10 protein-coding genes and 2 rRNA genes are annotated in these 21,095 nt (G+C 46.9%); 1 reads left to right on the forward strand and 11 read right to left on the reverse strand.

Annotated features, from left to right (window positions below):
- The first annotated feature begins 12 nt into the window (after nt 1–12).
- Nucleotides 13–1,755: a SusD/RagB family nutrient-binding outer membrane lipoprotein gene (locus tag EL210_RS01790; RefSeq protein WP_018919510.1), complete on the forward strand. Its 1,743-nt coding sequence runs from the start codon at nt 13–15 to the stop codon at nt 1,753–1,755.
- A gap of 488 nt (nt 1,756–2,243) precedes the next feature.
- Here EL210_RS01790 and EL210_RS01800 read toward each other — a convergent pair whose 3' ends face one another.
- The 11 genes from EL210_RS01800 to EL210_RS01855 form a co-directional block, all read right to left on the reverse strand.
- Entirely contained in the window at nt 2,244–4,541 is a 2,298-nt protein-coding gene (locus tag EL210_RS01800) for a GH92 family glycosyl hydrolase (protein ID WP_018919512.1), read from the reverse strand.
- 96 nt (nt 4,542–4,637) lie between these two features.
- Nucleotides 4,638–6,050, reverse strand: a complete 1,413-nt coding sequence (locus tag EL210_RS01805; protein ID WP_018919513.1) for a glycoside hydrolase family 125 protein — start codon at nt 6,048–6,050, stop codon at nt 4,638–4,640.
- Between the two features lie 178 nt (nt 6,051–6,228).
- Entirely contained in the window at nt 6,229–6,582 is a 354-nt protein-coding gene (locus tag EL210_RS01810) for a hypothetical protein (protein ID WP_025879748.1), read from the reverse strand.
- A gap of 347 nt (nt 6,583–6,929) precedes the next feature.
- Nucleotides 6,930–7,781 (reverse strand): endonuclease/exonuclease/phosphatase family protein, encoded by an 852-nt coding sequence (locus EL210_RS01815; protein ID WP_025879749.1) that lies wholly within the window; start codon nt 7,779–7,781, stop codon nt 6,930–6,932.
- Between the two features lie 49 nt (nt 7,782–7,830).
- Nucleotides 7,831–8,730, reverse strand: a complete 900-nt coding sequence (locus EL210_RS01820; RefSeq protein WP_025879750.1) for an alkaline phosphatase — start codon at nt 8,728–8,730, stop codon at nt 7,831–7,833.
- A gap of 82 nt (nt 8,731–8,812) precedes the next feature.
- Nucleotides 8,813–10,417: an MGH1-like glycoside hydrolase domain-containing protein gene (locus tag EL210_RS01825; protein WP_018919517.1), complete on the reverse strand. Its 1,605-nt coding sequence runs from the start codon at nt 10,415–10,417 to the stop codon at nt 8,813–8,815.
- A gap of 16 nt (nt 10,418–10,433) precedes the next feature.
- Nucleotides 10,434–11,564, reverse strand: a complete 1,131-nt coding sequence (locus tag EL210_RS01830) for an alkaline phosphatase (RefSeq protein WP_018919518.1) — start codon at nt 11,562–11,564, stop codon at nt 10,434–10,436.
- A 307-nt stretch (nt 11,565–11,871) separates the two neighbouring features.
- Nucleotides 11,872–13,605 (reverse strand): RagB/SusD family nutrient uptake outer membrane protein, encoded by a 1,734-nt coding sequence (locus EL210_RS01835; protein ID WP_018919519.1) that lies wholly within the window; start codon nt 13,603–13,605, stop codon nt 11,872–11,874.
- A gap of 21 nt (nt 13,606–13,626) precedes the next feature.
- A complete protein-coding gene (locus tag EL210_RS01840) occupies nt 13,627–16,809 on the reverse strand; it encodes a SusC/RagA family TonB-linked outer membrane protein (RefSeq protein ID WP_232000406.1) in 3,183 nt (1,060 codons plus the stop codon).
- 750 nt (nt 16,810–17,559) lie between these two features.
- Nucleotides 17,560–17,672 (reverse strand): 5S ribosomal RNA (gene rrf / locus EL210_RS01850).
- A 348-nt stretch (nt 17,673–18,020) separates the two neighbouring features.
- Nucleotides 18,021–20,925, reverse strand: a 23S ribosomal RNA gene (locus EL210_RS01855).
- Nucleotides 20,926–21,095 lie beyond the last annotated feature (170 nt).

The following is a 21,095-nucleotide window of genomic DNA, read 5'->3' on the forward strand; positions in this document are numbered from 1 at the left end:
ATAAGAAACACTATGAAAAAGATAATAGCTTTAGCCTTAACAGGGCTTGCACTCTTGTCAACGACATCGTGCAGCGACTCGTCTTTCGATGCCAAATACGAAGACCCGTCCAAGACTTCAACTGTAGGCGTGCCGCAAGTGTTCACGGCAGTGCTCTACAAAGGCAACAAATGGATGAACCCCGTGTATTATCGCTACTATGTTCAGTCTACAACCTCAGGCTTCTACTCAGGAGTTATCGGGAATGCCAATAACCGCGGGCGTTTCAGAGGAGCAGGTGAAGGATATTTCAACACACGCTGGCAGGATTTCTATGACATGCTCACACAATATCGCCTGTTGGAAGATAACTATAACAAGCTAAACGAAACCGAACAACCTTCCAACAAGATATTCCTTTTGTTGGGACGCACTGTCATGCAGGCACAGCTCCACGAAGTACTATCCATCTGGGGAGACGTTCCTTACAAGGGTGCTTCCACAATCTGGAAATCAAGCGACTATGCAGATGCAAAGAAGAAAGACGTGTATGACAGCGATGTCGACACCTATAAACAGATCCTTATTGACTTGAAAGAAGTCGGCGACTACTTTGCTGCGGGCAATCTGAATGCCAATGGCGTTGCCAACTTAAAGCGTCAAGACTTCACGCTTGCCAATGGAAACACCGACATATGGCAGCGTTATGTCAACTCACTCCGACTGCGCATCGCCCTCCACTTGGCTACCAATGGCGAATGTGTCACGGTTGCAAAGGCTGCCATCAAGGAGATTCTGGAAAATCCCTCAACCTATCCTCTGATTGATGACAACACTAAAAACCAAGGTGTTGCTGCCGACACACAGACCGACGACTTCAATTATGGAAAGTCAGTATCGCAAGCTCTCAACAGTTCGCCCTACAGCTCGGGTTCTCAAGCCATGCTTGATGCCATGCACGTTCCGTCTACAGGCTATCCAAATGCCAACTCCGACCCGCGCCTGCCCCTCGTTTACGATCCTAATCCAAGTGGCAGATACGTGGCTTACGACGTGAACAAGAGCAACACCGACATATCCAATTTAGAGAGCGACAGCATCAAAGTCTATCAAAGTAAAGGCATCAAGAGTGCCAACTACTACTGTGTTATCGATTCACAGGCCGTTCAAGGTTGGGCAAACTATCAAGGCAACGAACGGCTTCCGGCATGCTGGCTCAACGCCTCCGAAGTGAGTCTGAGCATTGCCGAGTGTTATCTCAAAGGATATGGTGTTACTGCCAATGCTGCAAAAGCCAAAGACTATTTCATCAAAGGCGTAGTACAATCATTCGCATACTACAAGGAATTGAAGACTAACAGCACGCTCTATAAGGCTATTGACAACACATACTTCAATGACAGCTACGCAGGCAAACGAAAGACAAAGTTGCCCACAGAAGCCCAAGCCCAGGCCTATGCCACGCAGATATGGGACGGAACCGAGCAGGTCGTTGCAACCCAACTATGGCTTAACTTCAGTTTTATGAACGAATTGGAAGCATGGAATGTAGTGCGCCGGACAGGTTATCCAAAAGTGACTTTCGCTACAGATGCACAGGTCAGCAGCTATCCCAAGCCAGCTCATCGACTGCCTTATCCAAGCGATGAACTCACCTACAATGCCGACAATGTGCAAGCAGCCATTACCAAGAATTATAAAGAGTCGACCGGTTTCTATACCAAACTCTTCTGGGCCAACACACAAGACTACTATCAGATGGTTACTGCCCAATAGCGCATTAACCCATAATAAAACCAAAAGAAGTATCAGAGCCTGTCTCTGGTACTTCTTTTTCATCATGTATAGTGAGCAGAATACAGGTGTCAGCAATCCTGTTTTCTATGGCATCTCTGCTCTGAACTTCCCTCTTCCTGCAATGTTTATCGCCTTTGTTTCCTATATTTTCAAGCGCTGTTTCCTAAGGACAGGAAAGCAACACAACAGGCATGATTTCATCGTTTCGCAGACTTCGCCGTGCAATTTGCGTCACTATGCGTTGTGACTTGCGTCAGATTACGTCGCAATCTGCGTCAAAACACCGCACAACTTGAGTCATATTACACGGTAATCTGACGCAAATGACAACCTCTCTCTTAAAACATATGAAAGGGAACTCCTATCCGGCACGCTCTTTCCCTTTGACAATCAGTCTTTATAGGCTATTTCATGGAAAGACAACCTACTCTGTTTGGCATTTCATCATGCGTGCTCATCTTGTCTTACTACTTGTTCACATTGAGAGCACTCATGGAATATGGCGCTGCTTCGGCTCTGATACCACGCGAAGTATTCGGCTGTGACGACATATTGAATACTATCTTCCCCCCCTTCTTAAGGTCGCTAAGCTTCAGATAGTTCACATTCCAAGAGAGCCCGTTTACAGTCATCGCATCTATATATCGGTTGACTTCAGAACACTTCGGAGCATCAATCGTTACCGTTTTTCCCTCTGGCATGTGCAAAACCACATGCTTGAAATAGGGCGTGCCAATGGCATACTCGCCGCTTCCCGGGCATACAGGATAGAAACCCAAGGCCGAAAAGACAAACCATGCAGAGGTCTGACCATTGTCTTCATCGCCACAATAGCCGTCAGGATTGGCGTTATAGAGTCTGTCCATGATGTCGCGTATATGCCACTGTGCCTTCCATGGCTGTCCAGACCAATCGTAGAGGTAAGGCATGTGCTGTATAGGCTGGTTGCCATGCGCATAGTTCCCCATGTCCATGACCTGCATTTCACGTATTTCGTGGATTACTTGTCCGTAGTAACTGTCGTCAAATATGGGTGGGACTACAAACACAGAGTCCATCATCCGATTGAACATCTCCCTGCCTCCCATAAGGTTTATGAGTCCATTGGGGTCGTGGAACACACACCATGTCCAATGCCATGAGTTGCCTTCAGTGAAAGCATCCCCCCATTTATAAGGTGAGAAAGGCGACTGAAACAGTCCATTCTTCAGTCTGCCACGCATCATCTTTACCGTCGGATCAAAGACATTACGATAATTCATCGCCCGCTTTTTGAAAGGTTCCAATGCTTTCTTCGACTTCCCCATAGCCTTGCCAAGCCGGTAGATGCACCAATCATCATAGGCATATTCAAGCGTACGGGCCACATTCTCATTGATATTCACATCATAGGGCACATAGCCTAACTTGTTATAATATTCAAATCCCCTCCTGCCTGTAGAGCCAATGCTCGGATGTACAGCCGCAGTGCCATGCACAACAGCCTTCCACAGCGTCTCGGCATCCTTGGTCTTGACCCCTGAAAGCCATGCGTCTGCAACGACAGATGCGGAGTTATTGCCTACCATGCAATCGCGATGACCCGGTGACTGCCATTCGGGTAGGAAGCCAGACTCACGATAAACATTGGCAAGTGCTTCTTGTATGCGCATGTTTACATCAGGACAGAGCATGTTCAGCAATGGGAAAAGGGCACGGAATGTATCCCAGAAACCAGTGTCGGTGTACATATATCCGGGCAGAACTTTCCCATTATAGGGGCTGTAGTGTATCACATTGCCATCCGAATCCCTCTCCCAAAGCATACGTGGAAACAGCAGGCAGCGATAGAGACAAGAGTAGAAGGTACGCTTGTTGTCGATGTTGTCATCGCCAATCTCTATGCGTCCGAGTGCCGCATTCCAGGAGTTGCGCCCACGCTCCATGATGTTCTCCATGGAATTCCCTGCAGTTTCAAGTTCCTTTAAGTTTAATTGCGCCTGCGCAGAGCTGATGAACGATGATGCCACGCGTGCAATCACAGGCTCACCTCGGCGTGATGTCTTGAAGCCTACGATGCAACCGCGCTTGCACTTGGTGGCAGAGGGCAAAGCATTACCTTCACTATCAAGAGCATAAGCTATGGGATGATCAAACTTAATGATAAAATAATTACGGAAGTTCTTCGGCACCCCACCGCTGTTCTTCGTAGAGTAACCCACAACCATGTTATGCTCCGAGATTACCTTTACTTCAGAAACATCATCAAAAGCATCTATGACCACGCTGGCACTGTCGGTCTTCGGAAAAGTCAACCGTATCATGCAAGCACGCTCTGTCGGCGTCATCTCTGCCCTGATGTCATAGTCGGCAAGATACACCTTATAATAATAAGGCTTCACAATCTCCGACATATGCGAGAACCACGAGGCTCGCTGCTCCTCGTCAAAGACCGGCTGACCAACCTCTGGCATGAGTGAAAACACCCCATAATCGTTTATCCACGGACTCGGTTGATGCGTCTGTTTCAGTCCGCGAATCTTATGCGAAGTGTAAACATATTGCCAGCCATCACCATTCTTTCCGGTCTGCGGAGTCCAGAAATTCATGCCCCACGGCATTGCTATGGCAGGATAGGTGTTGCCGGCAGACAGCTGAAACGATGACTGTGAGCCTACTAAGGGGTTGACGAATGAGGCGTAGTCGTTCTCTTCCACGGCTGACAATATCTGTGCTGTATACATCAGGATGACAGACAACACAAGCCGCTCGTACAGGTTTCTCATAAGTGTGTAGTAAATATTGATCGTTGAACAATGCTATAACATGACCGACAAACACTGCTGTTGGCCATGTTCTGACGAATTAATCCCTATATGTTTTCACTTCAGGCTGTTGAGAAGCGGAGCCTTTCCCTCGTCGATAAGCTTCATGACAAGTTCGGCAAAAAGTCCATTCTGCCATGCAAACCACGGACGAGTGTAATGGTCAGAGTCGTTTACATCGAAGCTCTCGTGCATGAATCCGGTACCCGCATCAGTATGCATAAGCATCGTCATGTACTTGGCTATTTCCTTATCATCCTTAGAGATAAACAGTTTCATCATGATACTCATTGGCCAAGCCATGTTCAAACCGATATGCGGGCCTCCGATGCCCTCGCCAACCTTACCGCGGAAGAACCAAGGATTGTCTTCACTCCAAACGAAACGCAGTGTGTTCTGATATGTGGGATCGTCAAGCGACACATCTCCTAAATAGCCCATACCAAGCAACGAAGGAACATTGGCATCGTCAGCAAGGAGATGATTTCCAAAGCCATCCACTTCAAGCGCATAGATATTTCCATATTTCGGATGATTGTAGACGGCATACTTCTTTAAAGCCTGTTCCACTTCGTCGGCCAAGTCGTTACACTGCTTGGCAAGATCGGCTTCGCGGTTGACAGCAGTGAGTATCTCTGCCGCCTTGCGCAGAGTGGTCACAGCCATGAAGTTGGCGGGGATGAGAAACGGAAAGATTGTGGCGTCGTCCGACGGACGAAACACAGAAACAATCAGTCCGCATGGTTTCACAGGCGAGCCATAGCCGCCCCAACCTACGGTGTCGTAGGCACGGTCAGTGACACGCAGGAAGCGGTAGGGGCCAAGCCCATTCTTACGCTGTTGCTCGCGGAAAGTAAGCAGCGTGTTTCTGATTGCATTCAGCCACTCATTCCCGAAAACAGTAGCATCACCTGACACCTTCCAATATTGATAAGCCAAGCGTATAGGATAGCATTCGCTGTCTATTTCGTATTTGCGTTCATGTATCTCGGGCTTCATGTCGGTCCCGTCACTCTGCCATTCTCCACCTGTTGGGCCATCATTGAAAGCATTGGCATAACGGTCAATATTCGTATTCTTAAATTCTCGGAGGATGACACCCCTGATCATCCGTTTCAGCTGAAGGTCGCCATTGACAAATCGGACATACGGCCATACCTGGGCACCGGAGTCGCGCTGCCACATTGCAGCAATATCGCCCGTGTAGACAAAGGTGTCGTCTTCGCCGTCTTTCACGCGATAGTGGACTGTTGTCTCAAGGGTATTCGGAAAGCAGTTCCCAAACATCCAGGCCAAGCGAGGATTGTCTTTCAAAATCTTCTTCACCCGCTTTATCTCCTTGTCTATGGCCTCCGACTTAAAGAGTCGCTCATGGATTGGAGGACGCTTACTGATGAATGTCGTGGCATTTTCAGCCACGGTGTCCGTGTAACGTTGTGCCACCTGACTGAAAGCAGGCGGTGTAGACATTACTACTAAACAGGTCAAAATAAATGATGATACTCTCATTGTGTTTATGGTTTCGTTATTTTATTCATGTGAATTCAGTTGAAGCATCTGCTTTTCTGCTTCCAAGGGGTTGGAAAACCGTTTTTGAAGCTTTTTCCCCATTTCCAAGGGATTGGAAAACCGTTTTTGAGGCATTTTTTCAGCTTCGGCCGTGGCCGAAATGCAGTTTTTGCCGTTTCTCGTTTTTCGGCCATGGCCGAAACGCATTTTTTTCATTTTTAAGCTTTCGGCCGCGGCCGAAACGCTGTTTTTGTTGTTTTTTACTCTTCGGCCGCAGCCGAAAGTCGATTTTCTCCATTTTTTCGCTTTCAGCCGTGGCGGAAACGCTGTTTTTGCCGTTTTTTATTGATTGTACCCCTACGAAACGCGGTTTTTCGCGTTTTCTGCATTTCGTCGGCCGACGACGAGCATTTTTCAGCGTTTTCTGCGTTTCGTTGGCCGACGACAAGCATTTTTCTGCATTTTCTGCATTTCGTCGACCGACGACGAGCATTTTTCAGCGTTTTTCGCGTTTCGTCGACCGACGATGAGCGTTTTTCTGCATTTTTTGGCTCTCCGAGGGGTTGGAAACACATTTTTTTCAATTTTCGACTCATCCGAGGCCTCGGAAAGCCATTTTTTGCAGTTTTCCACTCATCCGAGGCCTCGGAAAGCCATTTTTTCCCGTTTTCGACTCATCCGAGGTCTCGGAAAGCCATTTTTTCCAATTTTCTACTCATCCGAGGTCTCGGACGATCCTTTCTTTCAGTTTTTTGCCTCCGCCGCCTATCGAAACTTAAACAGATTCTTAAACCCCGCTTCATGTTTTACGAATGATTTATATACATTGTGAAGCGTGCCCTAATTCATCTGAAGTTTTACCATAACCGGATAATGGTCAGAGATATTACGTCGTGTCTTACCCAACCAATAGCTGTTTGTAAAGATACCATAGTGATTTATATCAAAATCTTTGGTGACGAAGATGTGATCTATGCGTGCCATACCCGGATAGTCCTGCATATAATCATTCCAAGTCCCGGCGGGCGCCATACGCTGATGTGCATTGACATAGCAGTCGCGCAGAAAGCCTGACTCTGAAAACATCTTATAGCTTTCATCGGTCTGATTGGCATTGAAGTCACCGGTAAGTATGGTGTATTTCCCTCCTGTGAGTTCTTTCATGCGCTGAATGATAAGGCGGGCACTTTCTCTCCGTGCCACGGCTCCGACATGATCCATATGCGTGTTGAAGAAATAAAACGTCTTTTTCGAAGCCTTGTCTTGGAATTTCCCCCACGTACAAATACGGATACACGCAGCATCCCAGCCTGTTGACGGCTTCTCCGGAGTTTCAGAGAGCCAGAAATAACCACTGTCCAACAGCTTCAGAAGGTCTTTCTTATAAAAGATTGCCGCATATTCTCCGGCTTCCTTGCCATCCTCCCGACCAACACCAATATACCCATAATTATCCAAGCCCTGCAGAAGATCATGGAGTTGATCAGCCAACACTTCCTGCGCACCGAAGATAACAGGCTGTTCGAAATTAATGAAATCACAAAGATGCGGGCATCGTTCTTTCCAGGAATTTCCCTCAGCGATATCATCAGATACATTATAACGGATGTTATATGAGCCTACATATAAAGGTTGCGCCATGAGCGTGCATGTGAATAATAGTGCTATAATAAATACTGTAGTCCTTTTCATTTTATTTTCCTGACTTATTGTTTTTAAGATACCGTGCCTTGATGTCATTTCACTTCTTGAACACTTGCTTCATAGACTGGCCCCGCCAACACTGTGGCATCTTCAGTGAGAAGATATCAGCTATCGTTGCAGCCGTGTCAAACTGCATCATCGTCTCCTTGAATTCCCCCGTATTCTTGATGTCTTTACCAAAGATGATGAAGGGGATTTCGAGTTCCACCAGCAATTTCCCGCCGTGTTTCTTCCCTATTCCGCCATGGTCGGACGTGACGATGATAATGGAGTCATCATATATACCGGCATCTTTCAGCGCCTGAATAATTCTCCCGATATACCCATCTACACGGCTCAGCGTTTTATAATAGGCCGGTGTATCGTGGCCGATGGCATGCCCTGTATGGTCAATCTGGTCGAAGATGACAGCCAGCAGATTAGGTTTCTGTGCCTTGATATACGCTTCTGACATGCGGCAGAGCTGCTCACTGTCTTTTTCATAGTTGGAGGCTACGGCTTCATAATTCACAGAAAGCGTATCAACAAGATAGCGTATGCCGTCCCACTCGGCAAGACAACCGATGACGGCCTTGGGATATTGGCGGTGCAATTCATAGAAAACAGTAGGGAAAACCCCGTGTTCATTCAGCACCATAGACGGAATTTCGGGTACGCGGGAGTTCCAGTTGGTGTATCCGTGCATTTCGGGGGTGGCACCACAGAACATCGTGTACCAGTTTACGGCAGACTCCGAAGGCAGCACACTGCGTTTTTTCAACGTGTAACATCCCCCTCGCATCAGGCTCTGAAGGTTTGGAATGTTTGTTGCCTTAGGCACACTGTAGGCACCCCAACCGTCAAGTCCGATGAGAATGACATGGTTGGCTTTCCATTTTCCCAATACAGGAAGACCGCATAAGACTGCCAACAGCAGACAGATGATTTTCTTTTTCATTGTTTCTTTTTTAGCGTATTGATAGTATTGTATTGTTGAATTATAACCGTGAAGCACCCAAAAGATGATTTCAGTTGCTTTCTTACAGCGTATGCGTTCCCGCCTTGACATGAGTGGTCTGCAGTCTGTCACCCCACATGAGCGTAATTTCCATAGGCGTATTGGTCTTAACCGTTACTTTTGGCTTCTCATCTTTCGATGTTCTCTTTGCCACCTTGATATCTATCAGGCCACTCTGACCAAAGGGATAACGGCAGACTCCATAGGCATCGGTCAGATTAACGTCAATGGTAAGCCTGCTGTCTTCTACGTTTGCACGAATGCCAAAGATATATTCTATCAATTCAGCAATAGGAGGAAGCCCAGTCCAACCCACGAAATCCTTGCGCGCCATAAAGCCAGGAGCAGCATCTTCAGGGGCATAGTATTCCCAGAAAGTACCTGTTTTTCGGAACACTTCCAATACATTATTGTAATGGTTCATTGCAATATCCCATGCCAATTGACGATAACCTTTGTTCACAAGTCCGGAAATGACCATATAATTCGTACCGGGCCATACTCCCCCAACCCAGTAACGGCCGTTACTTTTATATTTTGGATGATCGTAAGAGAGTGATGGAACACGGTGAGGGCGGTTGAACTTGGCAGTGTCCGAGAGGTGACTTACGAGTTTGTCGAGCCTGTCTTTGGGAAGCACATCAGTGTGCAATGCCCAATAAGCATAGATACCTTGCGTGGAACTGAGGCTGTCATTGGCAAACTGATCATAGAGAAAACCATCCTTTTCGCTCCACATATGCTTATTGATATAGTCGGAAAGATTTCTGATATCATCTTCAAATTCTTCGATTTCCTGCCAACGCTCCAAGTAGAATCCCATTTTCAGAAGTATCTTTGCTACCATAATCTGTTGCAGGCAGGCATCGAGCCATATCATATGCCCGTTACTGTAGATGGTGTTATAGCCCTCGGGGACACGTGGCATGTTGTCCATTCCCGTTCCCCAACCACTGCTCCAGTAGGTGCCATTACGCCAAGTACGGTTCAATTTCAGCCATTTGTAATAGGCTGCAAGTACGGGAAAGACCTTATTAAGGCGTGAGTCATCTCCGAACTGAGTGTAATAAAGCCACTCCGACCATGGAAGCAGGTTCGGCCCTGTGCTTGTCGGGTCGTAACGGCCAAAGCAGTCGCTCCCATCTGCACGTATTTCTCTGCATATAAAGCCGTCGGGATGCTGCTTGGCATAAAAGTTATCGAGCGTATTCTGAAAGGGAAAGAAGTTGCGTCCATAGCGACAGAACATCGTGATAAAGGCATCATCCCACATAAAGATATTGCCGTTGTAAGCCGGGGCGATGTAACTTGTAACGAAACCAGAGTCGTCAAGTGGCTGACAGATATTCTTGATGCCCAGCTGCCAGGCCTTCCAATACATGTCAATCTCTGCAGAGTGCCCTTCCCAATAAGGCACAGGAAGTAGCTTTTTAGCCTGTTCGAAAGTGCCGGGCTTATGCTTTACCTGCTTAGTCGTTCGGAAAGAATTCTCTGCAACAAGCGTTTCCATGACATAAGTGTTTTTATATGGCAGCTTGTATAACGGCGAACCAGACGGGATAAGATTTTGTCCTGCCGCGGTGATAACGATGAAAGAACTGATAAAACTGAGGATTTTCCTTTGCATCTTTTCGGTTTGAGGGTTATATTTTCAGTAGTTTCTTGATTTTCCAGAATACTTCTGTATTGTCCATGAAGCCTGTGAACTGTTCTGAGCCAGGGCCAAAAGCATATATGGGGACAATGGTTCCCGTGTGCTCTTTTGTTGAGAAATGTGCAATAACAGTACCAGTTTTCAAGTCTCCCCCATGCACTGTCAGCCCTCCTGTTTCATGATCAGCAGTGATAACGATGAGTGTTTCGCCATCTTTTGCTGCCCATTGCATGATTTTTCCAATGGTTTGGTCGAAGTCTAAGGTTTCTTTCATCAGCATATCAAGCTGATTAAAATGACCGTAATCATCTAACTGTGACCCTTCTATCATCATGAAGAAGCCCTTTTTATTCTGATTTAACAGACTGATTCCTTTGAGAGAAGCACGTGCAAGAAGGTCGCCTCGCTCATCAGGGAGTGGCGTATCAACGTCAAAGGGCACACAATAGACTTTTCCACTTTTGACATTCTGCTGCAGATCTTCAAATGAACGTGAGACATGATAGCCTTTTCTTTGCAGCTCTTTGAAAAGATTTCTGTTGTCATCTCGCTTCTCAAAATACTTTGCTCCACCGCCAAAGACGAAGTCTACCGGACTGTTTATCATCTCTGCAACAAGGTCTTGTTCCTTATCTCTGTCGAGATTATGACTGATAAAATCACAGGGAGTGGCATCCCATAAGCGGCAAGTAACGGCTATACCTGCACTCTTCCCGGCTTCTTTTGCATAGTCAACGAGTGATTTGAGCGGTTTCCCTGCAGGGTCTACACCTACGGCATGATGAGCAGTTTTGTAGCCTGTTGCCAATGAAGTGCCACCAGAACCGGAGTCAGTGATAAGCCGATTGGTCGCCGGAGTCATGGAAAGACCTGTTGCCTGAGCGTTCTCAAGCCACAGATGCCCGTGATTGACCGTCCATGCAGCCTGAATGTGCATGAGACTCATGCCGTCACCAATCATGAGGATGACATTCCTTACCTTCTTTCCCTTGGGTGGCTGAAGCCTTTCTACAGGGTAAGGGCGATCTAAAGTAAAGGTTTGGAGTGCGCCACTTTGGGCATATACAAATAAAGTATGAAACAGAATTGCAGCCAAAATAAAGCCTTTTCTGAGCATCATTGATTGTAATTTATAGACGTTCTTAGACATATCTTATAACCATCTGATTTGCAACACATTATGATTTGAGTCAAATCATGCTATAACTCAAGTCATATTATGCTGTAACTCAAGTCATTTCACGCCATGAAGTGAGGCATATCACATTGGAATTTGAGTCATTATATTTAACTGTCTGAATTATAAAACGTTAGAAGCAGTTCTCCCTGGATAGGAAACTTGCGTATGCAGAGGACATGTTTTGACACATTATCCTCTGCATATTTGTTCTCATTCCTTTATTTCCAGAAACATTTTCCTTGCTCAATCAGAAGTCAGAAGCATACCCCTTGTTCTGTTTCAGCTTGCCGTTCGATTTGATTACCTGATTGATTTCATAAGGCAAAACGCTGTAAGTGCCGCCAGGTTCATACTCCTTGGCATCACCTTGCCCCGCACCGATAACGATAACGCCTTGATAGGTCTTCCCGTTTATGGTGAGAGTCTTGCCATTAACCATATCAACAGGGGAGTTGGGATTTGTGCGGTCAACATGTTTGATACCGTGCTTTGCACCTTTAATCTTCGCAAGTGCATCAATATTCCAGTCTGCATTACCTCCGGCAGCCCATCGTTTGAGGTCCATCAATCTATCAGTCCACTCAAAAGCAAGTTCACAACGGCGTTCGTGCATGAGGTTCATCATTGTGGGAGCGGTATAGGTAACTCCTTCATGGGCACGCATTGCAATCCGATTGAGTGGTTCTGCGGCTGCAGCATTCTGTCCCTGCATAATCAAAGCCTCGGCCTTGAACAGCAGTAATTCTGAAAAACGCATCAACGGAACATTGAGATCAGTAGTAGGTCGGTCTCCATTCGTTGAGATGTGAGTGTTCTCATAACCTGTAATCTTTCCATTGGCATCACGCAATATCTTCCCATAAGAGAAGGGATCCATGTATTTCTTAAAGGCGAAGCCTACTTCTATGTCAGAACTTGAGTACCATTTCCAGTTCTCTCCGAAATATTTGAAGGGGTCACCATATTGTAATAAGGTAGCATCACGGCGCTGATCCAGATTGTTGTACTCTGCATAAAGTTCCAATGTAGGCTTCATGTAGCCCCAACCGTTGAACACTCCCCACCCTTTGTTCTCAAGAGAAATGCCAGGGAAGATACTGCCGGCATAATTACTTCCTTTAGAATTGATAGACCAGATATACTCCTTACTCCATTCATTTTCAGCTTTGAAGACATCAGCATAACTGTCAAGCAGACCGCGTTCTCCTTCATTCTGGATTTTATCGACTATGGAAGGTATCTTTGCCCACAGGCTCTTGTCATGCTGTGCCCAGTAAGCATAGGTTTTTACCATGTAACCCAATGCCGCATCTTTCGTGGCTCTTCCATAGTTGTCGGTCGAATAGTTCTTGAACCAGTCAAGATTGTCAGCCGCCTTCTGAAAGTCTTCAACAATCAGTCGGTAGTTGTCCATGACGGTTACTTGCTGGGTTGGAACATCATTCACCTGCTTTCCATAGTCTGTAAAGTCTTCATATTTGACGAACGGTACGCCATTGTCAGGCCGTCCATAGCGATAAGCAATCATGTAATGAGTGAAAGCTCTCATAAAATAAGCTTCGCCCAAAGAACGCTTTTGAATGGCACTTCGTTGTGCTTCAGGGATAAGAAGCGCATGATAGATAACGTTGTTAGCTGCCGACATCGTCTCATACATTTGGTTGTAGACCCATTTGATAGAGCCTTCCGATGAGCCATCCATCTTCAGTTTTGCAAGATTCATCTGGCTGTTACCACGGCTTCTGCCGTAAACAATGTCGTCAGCACCGCCTTGTTCATAGTATAAATCACGTCCCCAAGTCTCTTCATAGCTGTAACAATCATACAAAGTGGTGACAGCCTTGATGTAATCAGCGTCATTTTTCCAGAAGTTTCCTTCATTGGGAGTACCTTCTTTCACTGTGTCCAACCAATCACCGGTGCAGGATGTGAGGATTCCCGCAACCAAAAGAACGGCTAAGCATATATTGTTCATCTTCATAATAGTTCGATTTTTGAAGTTTTAGAATTTTATTTTAACAGCTAAAGATACAGTCCTCGAAACAGGATACTGTCCACAGTCGAAGCCGACACTGCCCACTTCGGGATCAATGCCCGTATAAGGAGTGATTGTGAAAAGGTTATCACAACTCAGTGTAAGGTCGAGTGTGCTCTGTCGACTGTTGAAGAAGGCTATCTTTCTAAGTAGGTCTGTAAATGAATAACTGATGGAAATATTCTTCATCCGAAGATAGGAACCACTCTCAAGATACCAGTCTGAGATGCGTCCGAAGTTGTCGTTATCGTCCGTCATGGATATCCGTGGTACAGCATAAGTAGGCCCATCAAGCGCCTGAAGAATTTTATCAGAACGGTTGAAACTTCCCACGGCTTCATTGAGTGTAGTATATTTATAGGCGTTAAAGAGCTTTGCACCGTATGAACCCTGCAGCATGAAATCGAAAGAGAACTTCTTATAGCTGAAGCCTGCACTGAAAGCGTAGGTCAACTTCGGCATAGCGTTACCACGGAACTCATAGTCTCCCTCACCAATCTCGCCGTCATTGTCTACATCAACAAACTTCAAGTCGCCGGCCTTGGCTTTAGGTTGCAGGCGCTTCCCATTGGCATTGACGTAAGCTGCAGCCTCTTCATCTGTCTTGAAAACACCATCCGTGCGAAGCAGATAATAAGAATAGAGTGGCTTTCCCTCTGCACTGCGATATGGCGTGAGGTCTTTATAACGGTAAGTTCTTTCATATGTCCACACAGGTTTACTTCCGTCAGGGTTGGCTGCACCGATATTCGTGAGTCGGTTGCGGAGTGTTGCAATATTACCGCCTACATAGTAGCTGACGTTCCTGCCGATTTTATCTTTCCACATGGCTGAAATCTCAACGCCACGGTTGTTTACTTCGCCGTCATTGATAAGCGGAGCCGATATACCGATAGTCGTTGGCCAGTTCACATCCTGCGTTTTAATGAGGTTTCTCGTGTTCTTATTGAAGTAGTCTATACTCAGATGAAGATGATTATTGAAGAGAACGGCATCAACACCAAAGTCTGTCTGCTCCGAAGTTTCCCAGGTAAGGTTGCGGTTAAAGGCATTGGCAAGATAGACACCTGCCATGATGCGGTTGTCAATTCCTATCTGACTGCCCACATCGGGAGAGTCGTTCGGATAACGTGTCGACAGTGTTGCAACGCCATAACCATAGCCGATAGACCCCAAGTTGCCTATCTTACCCCAGCTTGCACGCAGTTTCAGCACATTCAGTATACTGTTTTTCTTGAACCATGGCTCTGAAGTGAGCTTCCATGCAGCGGTTACTGAGGGGAAATCTCCATATTTCTTGCCCTTAGGAAGACGGCTCGCATAGTCCCGTCTCAATGAAGCTGTTACGAAATATCGGTCGGCAAAGCTATAGGCACCACGTGCAACGTAAGACACATTACGGTCTTTATAATATTTATCGTTAGGATTGATGACCTGTGTTCCATTCGCAAAATACATCATTGAATTTATCTCGTTTTCAAATCCACGCATCGTTGCGTCATTAAATCTATAACTGTACTGTGATGCTGTGGTTGAAGCCATGAGTCCCATGGTGTGCTTACCGAATATACGGTCGTAGGTTAACGTGTTCTCCCAATCCCATTGAGGTTCACGATAGTTGCTGTAATAAAGCTCATTCGTAAGATTAGGCTTCCCTATCTCCGTACGCTGAGGACGCCAGTAGCGCTGCATGTAGTTGGTCTGCATCCAGGTAAACCGCGAAGTGAAGTTCAAACCGGTAATAGGTTGCACGATGTCTAAGAACGTCGTTGAAGTGAAAGTAGAAGCATGGTTGTTGTCGTAGGCAGCTTCAAGGATACGCATCGGGTTGATGGCATCACCGTGAATGTTGGCATATTCGGCGTAAGCTTTCGGCACAGTACCCATATAACCATTACCTTCATAGGGGAAAGTATTGCGTGGAAACATGAGGGCTGCAAGGATAACTCCCGACTCTGCACTCGTCGTATTCACGTCGTGAACCTTTCTGTCTTTCCAGCTTAGGTCTTCACGAATACGGAGGAACTTGGCAATCTTCCACATCGAATTCAGTCGCGCAGTAACTTGTCGGTTATAGGTATTAACGAGTGTACCGTCAGCATTATTGATTTCCAACGACAACCGGTTGGAAAACTCTTCATTTCCACCAGAGATTGCTATGTTATGACGATTGAAAGCAGCCGTTCGGAAAATCTGTTTTATCCAGTCGGTATTTGTCTTTCCATACACAGGATCCTTGCTGATGACGTTCCAACCTGCAGGAAGCGTGCTTCCTGCCTGCTGATAAGAGTATGCACGGACACGCATTTCATCTTCCCAACTGAGCGATTGCGGCAGATTCTGGGCCGTGGAAAAACCGAACACACCATTATATTCAACAGAAGGTTTCCCCGCAGTAGCCTGCTTGGTCGTAACGAGAATGACACCTGCAGAACCGGCATAGGCCCCATAAATGGCGGCAGAAGCAGCATCTTTCAATACTGTAATTGAGACAACATCACTCATATTGAAAGGTGCTCCGGGTACACCATCAACGACATACAGGGGAGTTTCGCCGTTTGGAGAGCCCATACCGCGAATGGTAATCGTTGGCTCTGAACCAGGATGACCGCCATTAGCAACTACAGATACACCGGGAATCTGTCCTTGCAGCATCTGTGAAACATTGCTTACAGGACGTTTCTGCAACTTGTCTACATTGTCGACAGTAGCCACAGCAGCAGAAAGATCACCCTTCTTGGCCTTTCCATAACCAATGGCTACGATTTCATTAAGCAGAGAGGCATCTTCCTCCAATGTGCAATTAACCGCTCCCGACTTTTTAACTGTGTAAGTCAAAGTTTTATAACCGATAGAAGAGAATTGGAGTGTAGCCCCAATCGTGACGCTCAATTTATAATCTCCATTGAGGTCAGTGATTGTTCCGTTATGAGTACCAAGCTCTCTAACCGTAGCATTGGTAATAGGATCACCATTGCTGTCAACAACACGACCAGCTATACTTACCTTATTTTGCTGCACGATTCCCGTTGTAGTGATATTTGGAATACTTCCCATTACAACCGTTGGGAACAAAAATGATAAACCAAACAAGGCTGTGATTGATATGATACAATACTTACAGCCTCTTGTTGTTCTTTCCTTTTCCATTCAATTAGATTTTTAGTTATTTTCTTAGGCTTGATAAATGAATAGCCGTATTGTATTTTCCAGGCTATCAACAGTTTATAAAATCATCATCATTGCAGCTTAAAAAACAATCTATTGCCCGAACAACCACTAATCAGTCACAGCATCATCAACATTAGACAAAACTGAAGAGAGGGGATAATTCACCCATAATTTGGCTATAGATGTATTTTTAAACATGGTCAAACGATAGTTGGATGTATTTAACTTAGGTTTTTAAATAAGATTATCAGATAGGAATTCGATACAAAGATATGTAAAAAAAAGTAAGAACCAAATAGTTTAACACAAATTAATCTATAACGAAAAGAACGACAAAATCACCACATCAGAGATAAAGAACATATGCTTCACCGCGCGATTTGCGGCACATCACATTCCAACCTGTGCCATATCAGCTTCTAACTTGACACAAATCATGCCGTAATCTACGTCAGATTACATTGCAATCTGCATCAAGTTACATTACAATCTGCGTCAAGTAACCTGGCTTTCTGCATCAGAATGCGAGAGGGATAGGATGCGGATGGCAGGAGAGGCAACATGGGAAGGGAGGCCTTTCCCTTGTAAATGGATGGAAAGAGGACGACAGCTCCCAATAAGAGTTGGCAGAAATAGGGCTCCCTGAAAGGCATAGAGAGGAGACTTGGAAAAAGGACCAACACAAAAAAGGAGCCCCGAGAATATTGTATCCTCGGGGCTCCGGCTGAAAGGAGGCGGCTACCTACTCTCCCGCATTGCATTGCAGTACCATCGGCGCAAGTGGGCTTAACTTCTCTGTTCGGAATGGGAAGAGGTGGAACCCCACCGCAATAACCACCTGATGTCTCGTTTTCAGTTGACTAGTCTGCAGTTGACAGGTTGACAAGTTATCTGTCTTATTTGCTGCTGTCATTACATCAAGCAACTTGTTTACTTGTCTACTCGTTTACTCGTAAACTGTTTCTGTTGACACGTTGACTGGTTGACAAGTTATTTGTCTTATTTGTCGCTTTTGCTTTATCAAGCAACTCGTTTACTCGTCTACCGTCTACTTGTTAACTATTAACTATCAACTCGTTTACTTGTCCACTGTCTACTTGTTAACTGACTAACAATATCTCCACAAGCAAAGCTGTAAAGGACTCAGTTTCCAGTCCATTGCCTTGAACGGCTCAAAGTGTGAGCCTGAAAGAAGAAAGTCTCGGGCAATTAGTAGTGCTCGGCTTTGACGTCGCCGTCTTTACACCTGCACCCTATCAACGTCGTCGTCTGCAACGACCCTCAATGGAGTTCTAATCTTGCGGCTGGCTTCGCACTTAGATGCTTTCAGCGCTTATCCAGTCCAGACGCAGATACCCGGCGGTGCACCTGGCGGCACAACCGGTAAACCGGAGGTCTGTCCGTCACGGTCCTCTCGTACTAGTGACGGCACCACGCAAAACTCCTGCGCCCACGATAGATAGAGACCGAACTGTCTCACGACGTTCTGAACCCAGCTCGCGTGCCACTTTAATGGGCGAACAGCCCAACCCTTGGGACCTTCTCCAGCCCCAGGATGTGACGAGCCGACATCGAGGTGCCAAACCACCCCGTCGATATGAGCTCTTGGGGGGGATCAGCCTGTTATCCCCGGAGTACCTTTTATCCTTTGAGCGACGGAGTTTCCATACACGTCCGCCGGATCACTATGCCCCAGTTTCCTGCCTGCTCGGGATGTCTCCCTCCCAGTCAAGCGCCCTTATGCCATTGCACTCTGTAAGGCCGGTTACCAATCGGCCCGAGGGCACCTTTGGAAGCCTCCGTTACGCTTTTGGAGGCGACCACCCCAGTCAAACTACCCACCAAGCAGTGTCCCCGCAATCGCGCGGGTTAGACCTCAGACAGCCAAAGGGCCGTATTTCAAGGATGGCTCCACACAGGCTGGCGCCCGCGCTTCAAAGCCTCCGGCCTATCCTACACATCGGATGACCGAGATCAATGCTAAGCTGTAGTAAAGGTTCACGGGGTCTTTTCGTCCCATCGCGGGTAATCGGCATCTTCACCGATACTACAATTTCACTGAGATCATGGTTGAGACAGCGTCCGGATCATTACACCATTCGTGCAGGTCGGAACTTACCCGACAAGGAATTTCGCTACCTTAGGACCGTTATAGTTACGGCCGCCGTTTACCGGGGCTTCAATTCAAACCTTCACCTTAAAGGATGAGCTCTCCTCTTAACCTTCCGGCACCGGGCAGGTGTCAGGCTGTATACGTCATCTTTCGAGTTTGCACAGCCCTGTGTTTTTGTTAAACAGTTGCCTGGACCTATTCTCTGCGCCTCATATTGCTATGAGGACCCCTTATCCCGAAGTTACGGGGTCAGTTTGCCTAGTTCCTTAACCATGAATCTCTCAACGCCTCAGTATGTTCTACCCGTCTACCTGTGTCGGATTGCGGTACGGGTACCTACAGGATAAAGCTTAGCGGATTTTCTCGGGAGTATGGTTACCTGCGCTGTCAGCTTCCCCCGAGGGGGAGGCCGTACTGTCAAGGTCGGCTCTCGGAGTGGATTTGCCTGCTCCGATCAACGCCTACGCTCTTCAACGGGGACTTCCGTCGCCCCGCGGCAGTGTCACTGCTCCGTCTCCACGTCGCTCCTGAAGGTAGTAACGGAATGTTGACCGTTTCTGCCATCGCCTTCGCCATTCGGCTGAGACTTAGGACCCGACTTACCCCGGGATGATTGGCATTGCCCGGGAAACCTTAGACTTACGGCGGAGGGGAATCTTACCCCTCTTGTCGTTACTTATACCTACATTTGCTTTACCATGCGCTCCAGGATCTGTCATCATCACCATTCTGCGCACATGGTATGCTCCCCTACCGATACTTTCAATATACATTGCTATCCCGCGCCTTCGGCATCTGACTTATACCCGATTATTATCCATGCCCGGACCCTCGACTAGTGAGCTGTTACGCACTCTTTGAATGAATGGCTGCTTCCAAGCCAACATCCTAGCTGTCATGGGGACCGGACTTCGTTAGACTAACTCAGACAGAATTTCGGGGCCTTAGACGGCGGTCTGGATTCTTCTCCTCTCGGGGACGGACCTTAGCACCCGCCCCCTTACTGCATGGCTGCAGTCCGTGAGCATTCGGAGTTCGTCAGGTCTCGATAGGCGGTGAAGCCCTCTTGACCTATCGGTCGCTCTACCTCTCACGGAGATCGCCACACGCGGCACCTAAATGCCTTTCGGGGAGTACGAGCTATCTCCAAGTTTGATTGGCCTTTCACTCCTACACTCAACTCATCCGGAAGCTTTTCAACGCTTATCGGTGCGGTCCTCCATTCCGTGTTACCGGAACTTCAACCTGGTCAAGTGTAGATCACTTGGTTTCGCGTCTACCCCCTCTGACTTAAACGCCCTATTCAGGCTCGCTTTCACTGCGGCTGGGAGCATCATTACTCTTAACCTTGCCAGAGATGGTAACTCGTAGGTTCATTATGCAAAAGGCACGCCGTCACCGGATATACCGGCTCCGACCGCTTGTAGGCGTATGGTTTCAGGAACTGTTTCACTCTTCTTGTCGAAGTGCTTTTCACCTTTCCCTCACGGTACTGGTTCACTATCGGTCTCACAGGAGTATTTAGCCTTACCGGATGGTCCCGGCGGATTCGCGCAGAATTACTCGTGTTCCGCGTTACTCAGGATACCGCTATGCCGAATCTTGCTTCAAATACAGGACTTTCACCCTCTGTGGTTCTTCTTTCCAGAAGATTCTTTTCACTCGATCCATACAATGTCGCGGTCCTACTACCCCGCAGCTGCGTTGCCACAGTCACGGTTTGGGCTCTTCCCCGTTCGCTCGCCACTACTGGGGGAATCATTGTTTATTTTCTTTTCCTGCAGGTACTAAGATGTTTCAGTTCCCTGCGTTAGCTCCCACGCTCAGCGTGAGTGACCGTCCTTCAGACGGCCGGGTTGTCCCATTCGGAAATCCCCGGATCAGAGATTATTTGCATCTACCCGGGGCTTATCGCAGCTTATCACGTCCTTCGTCGCCTCTGTGAGCCTAGGCATCCGCCATACGCCCTTTCTTACTTTCTTCTTATGAAGGATAAAGCGGGGATACAAGAAGCAACATACATTGCTCTGCCTTCCTCCGGCTTCACCTTCTGAAGCTCATACTTTCAGCTGTCAAGTGAAATCGCATCTTGCGATTTGATTTCTAAGACTGAACTTAGTTTACTTTACAGTTTTTGCTTGTGTCAATATGT

The organism is Segatella oris (assembly GCF_900637655.1).
Taxonomy (GTDB): Bacteria; Bacteroidota; Bacteroidia; order Bacteroidales; family Bacteroidaceae; genus Prevotella; species Prevotella oris.

Excerpts from the sequence above, each read along its gene's own strand:
- EL210_RS01840 (WP_232000406.1), bottom strand. The coding sequence starts at position 16,809 with ATGGAAAAGGAAAGAACAACAAGAGGCTGTAAGTATTGTATCATATCA.
- EL210_RS01815 (WP_025879749.1), bottom strand. The coding sequence starts at position 7,781 with ATGAAAAGGACTACAGTATTTATTATAGCACTATTATTCACATGCACG.
- EL210_RS01800 (WP_018919512.1), bottom strand. The coding sequence starts at position 4,541 with ATGAGAAACCTGTACGAGCGGCTTGTGTTGTCTGTCATCCTGATGTAT.
- EL210_RS01835 (WP_018919519.1), bottom strand. The coding sequence starts at position 13,605 with ATGAAGATGAACAATATATGCTTAGCCGTTCTTTTGGTTGCGGGAATC.
- EL210_RS01810 (WP_025879748.1), bottom strand. The coding sequence starts at position 6,582 with ATGCTCGTCGTCGGTCGACGAAATGCAGAAAATGCAGAAAAATGCTTG.
- EL210_RS01820 (WP_025879750.1), bottom strand. The coding sequence starts at position 8,730 with ATGAAAAAGAAAATCATCTGTCTGCTGTTGGCAGTCTTATGCGGTCTT.
- EL210_RS01825 (WP_018919517.1), bottom strand. The coding sequence starts at position 10,417 with ATGCAAAGGAAAATCCTCAGTTTTATCAGTTCTTTCATCGTTATCACC.
- EL210_RS01805 (WP_018919513.1), bottom strand. The coding sequence starts at position 6,050 with ATGTCTACACCGCCTGCTTTCAGTCAGGTGGCACAACGTTACACGGAC.
- EL210_RS01830 (WP_018919518.1), bottom strand. The coding sequence starts at position 11,564 with ATGATGCTCAGAAAAGGCTTTATTTTGGCTGCAATTCTGTTTCATACT.
- EL210_RS01790 (WP_018919510.1), top strand. The coding sequence starts at position 13 with ATGAAAAAGATAATAGCTTTAGCCTTAACAGGGCTTGCACTCTTGTCA.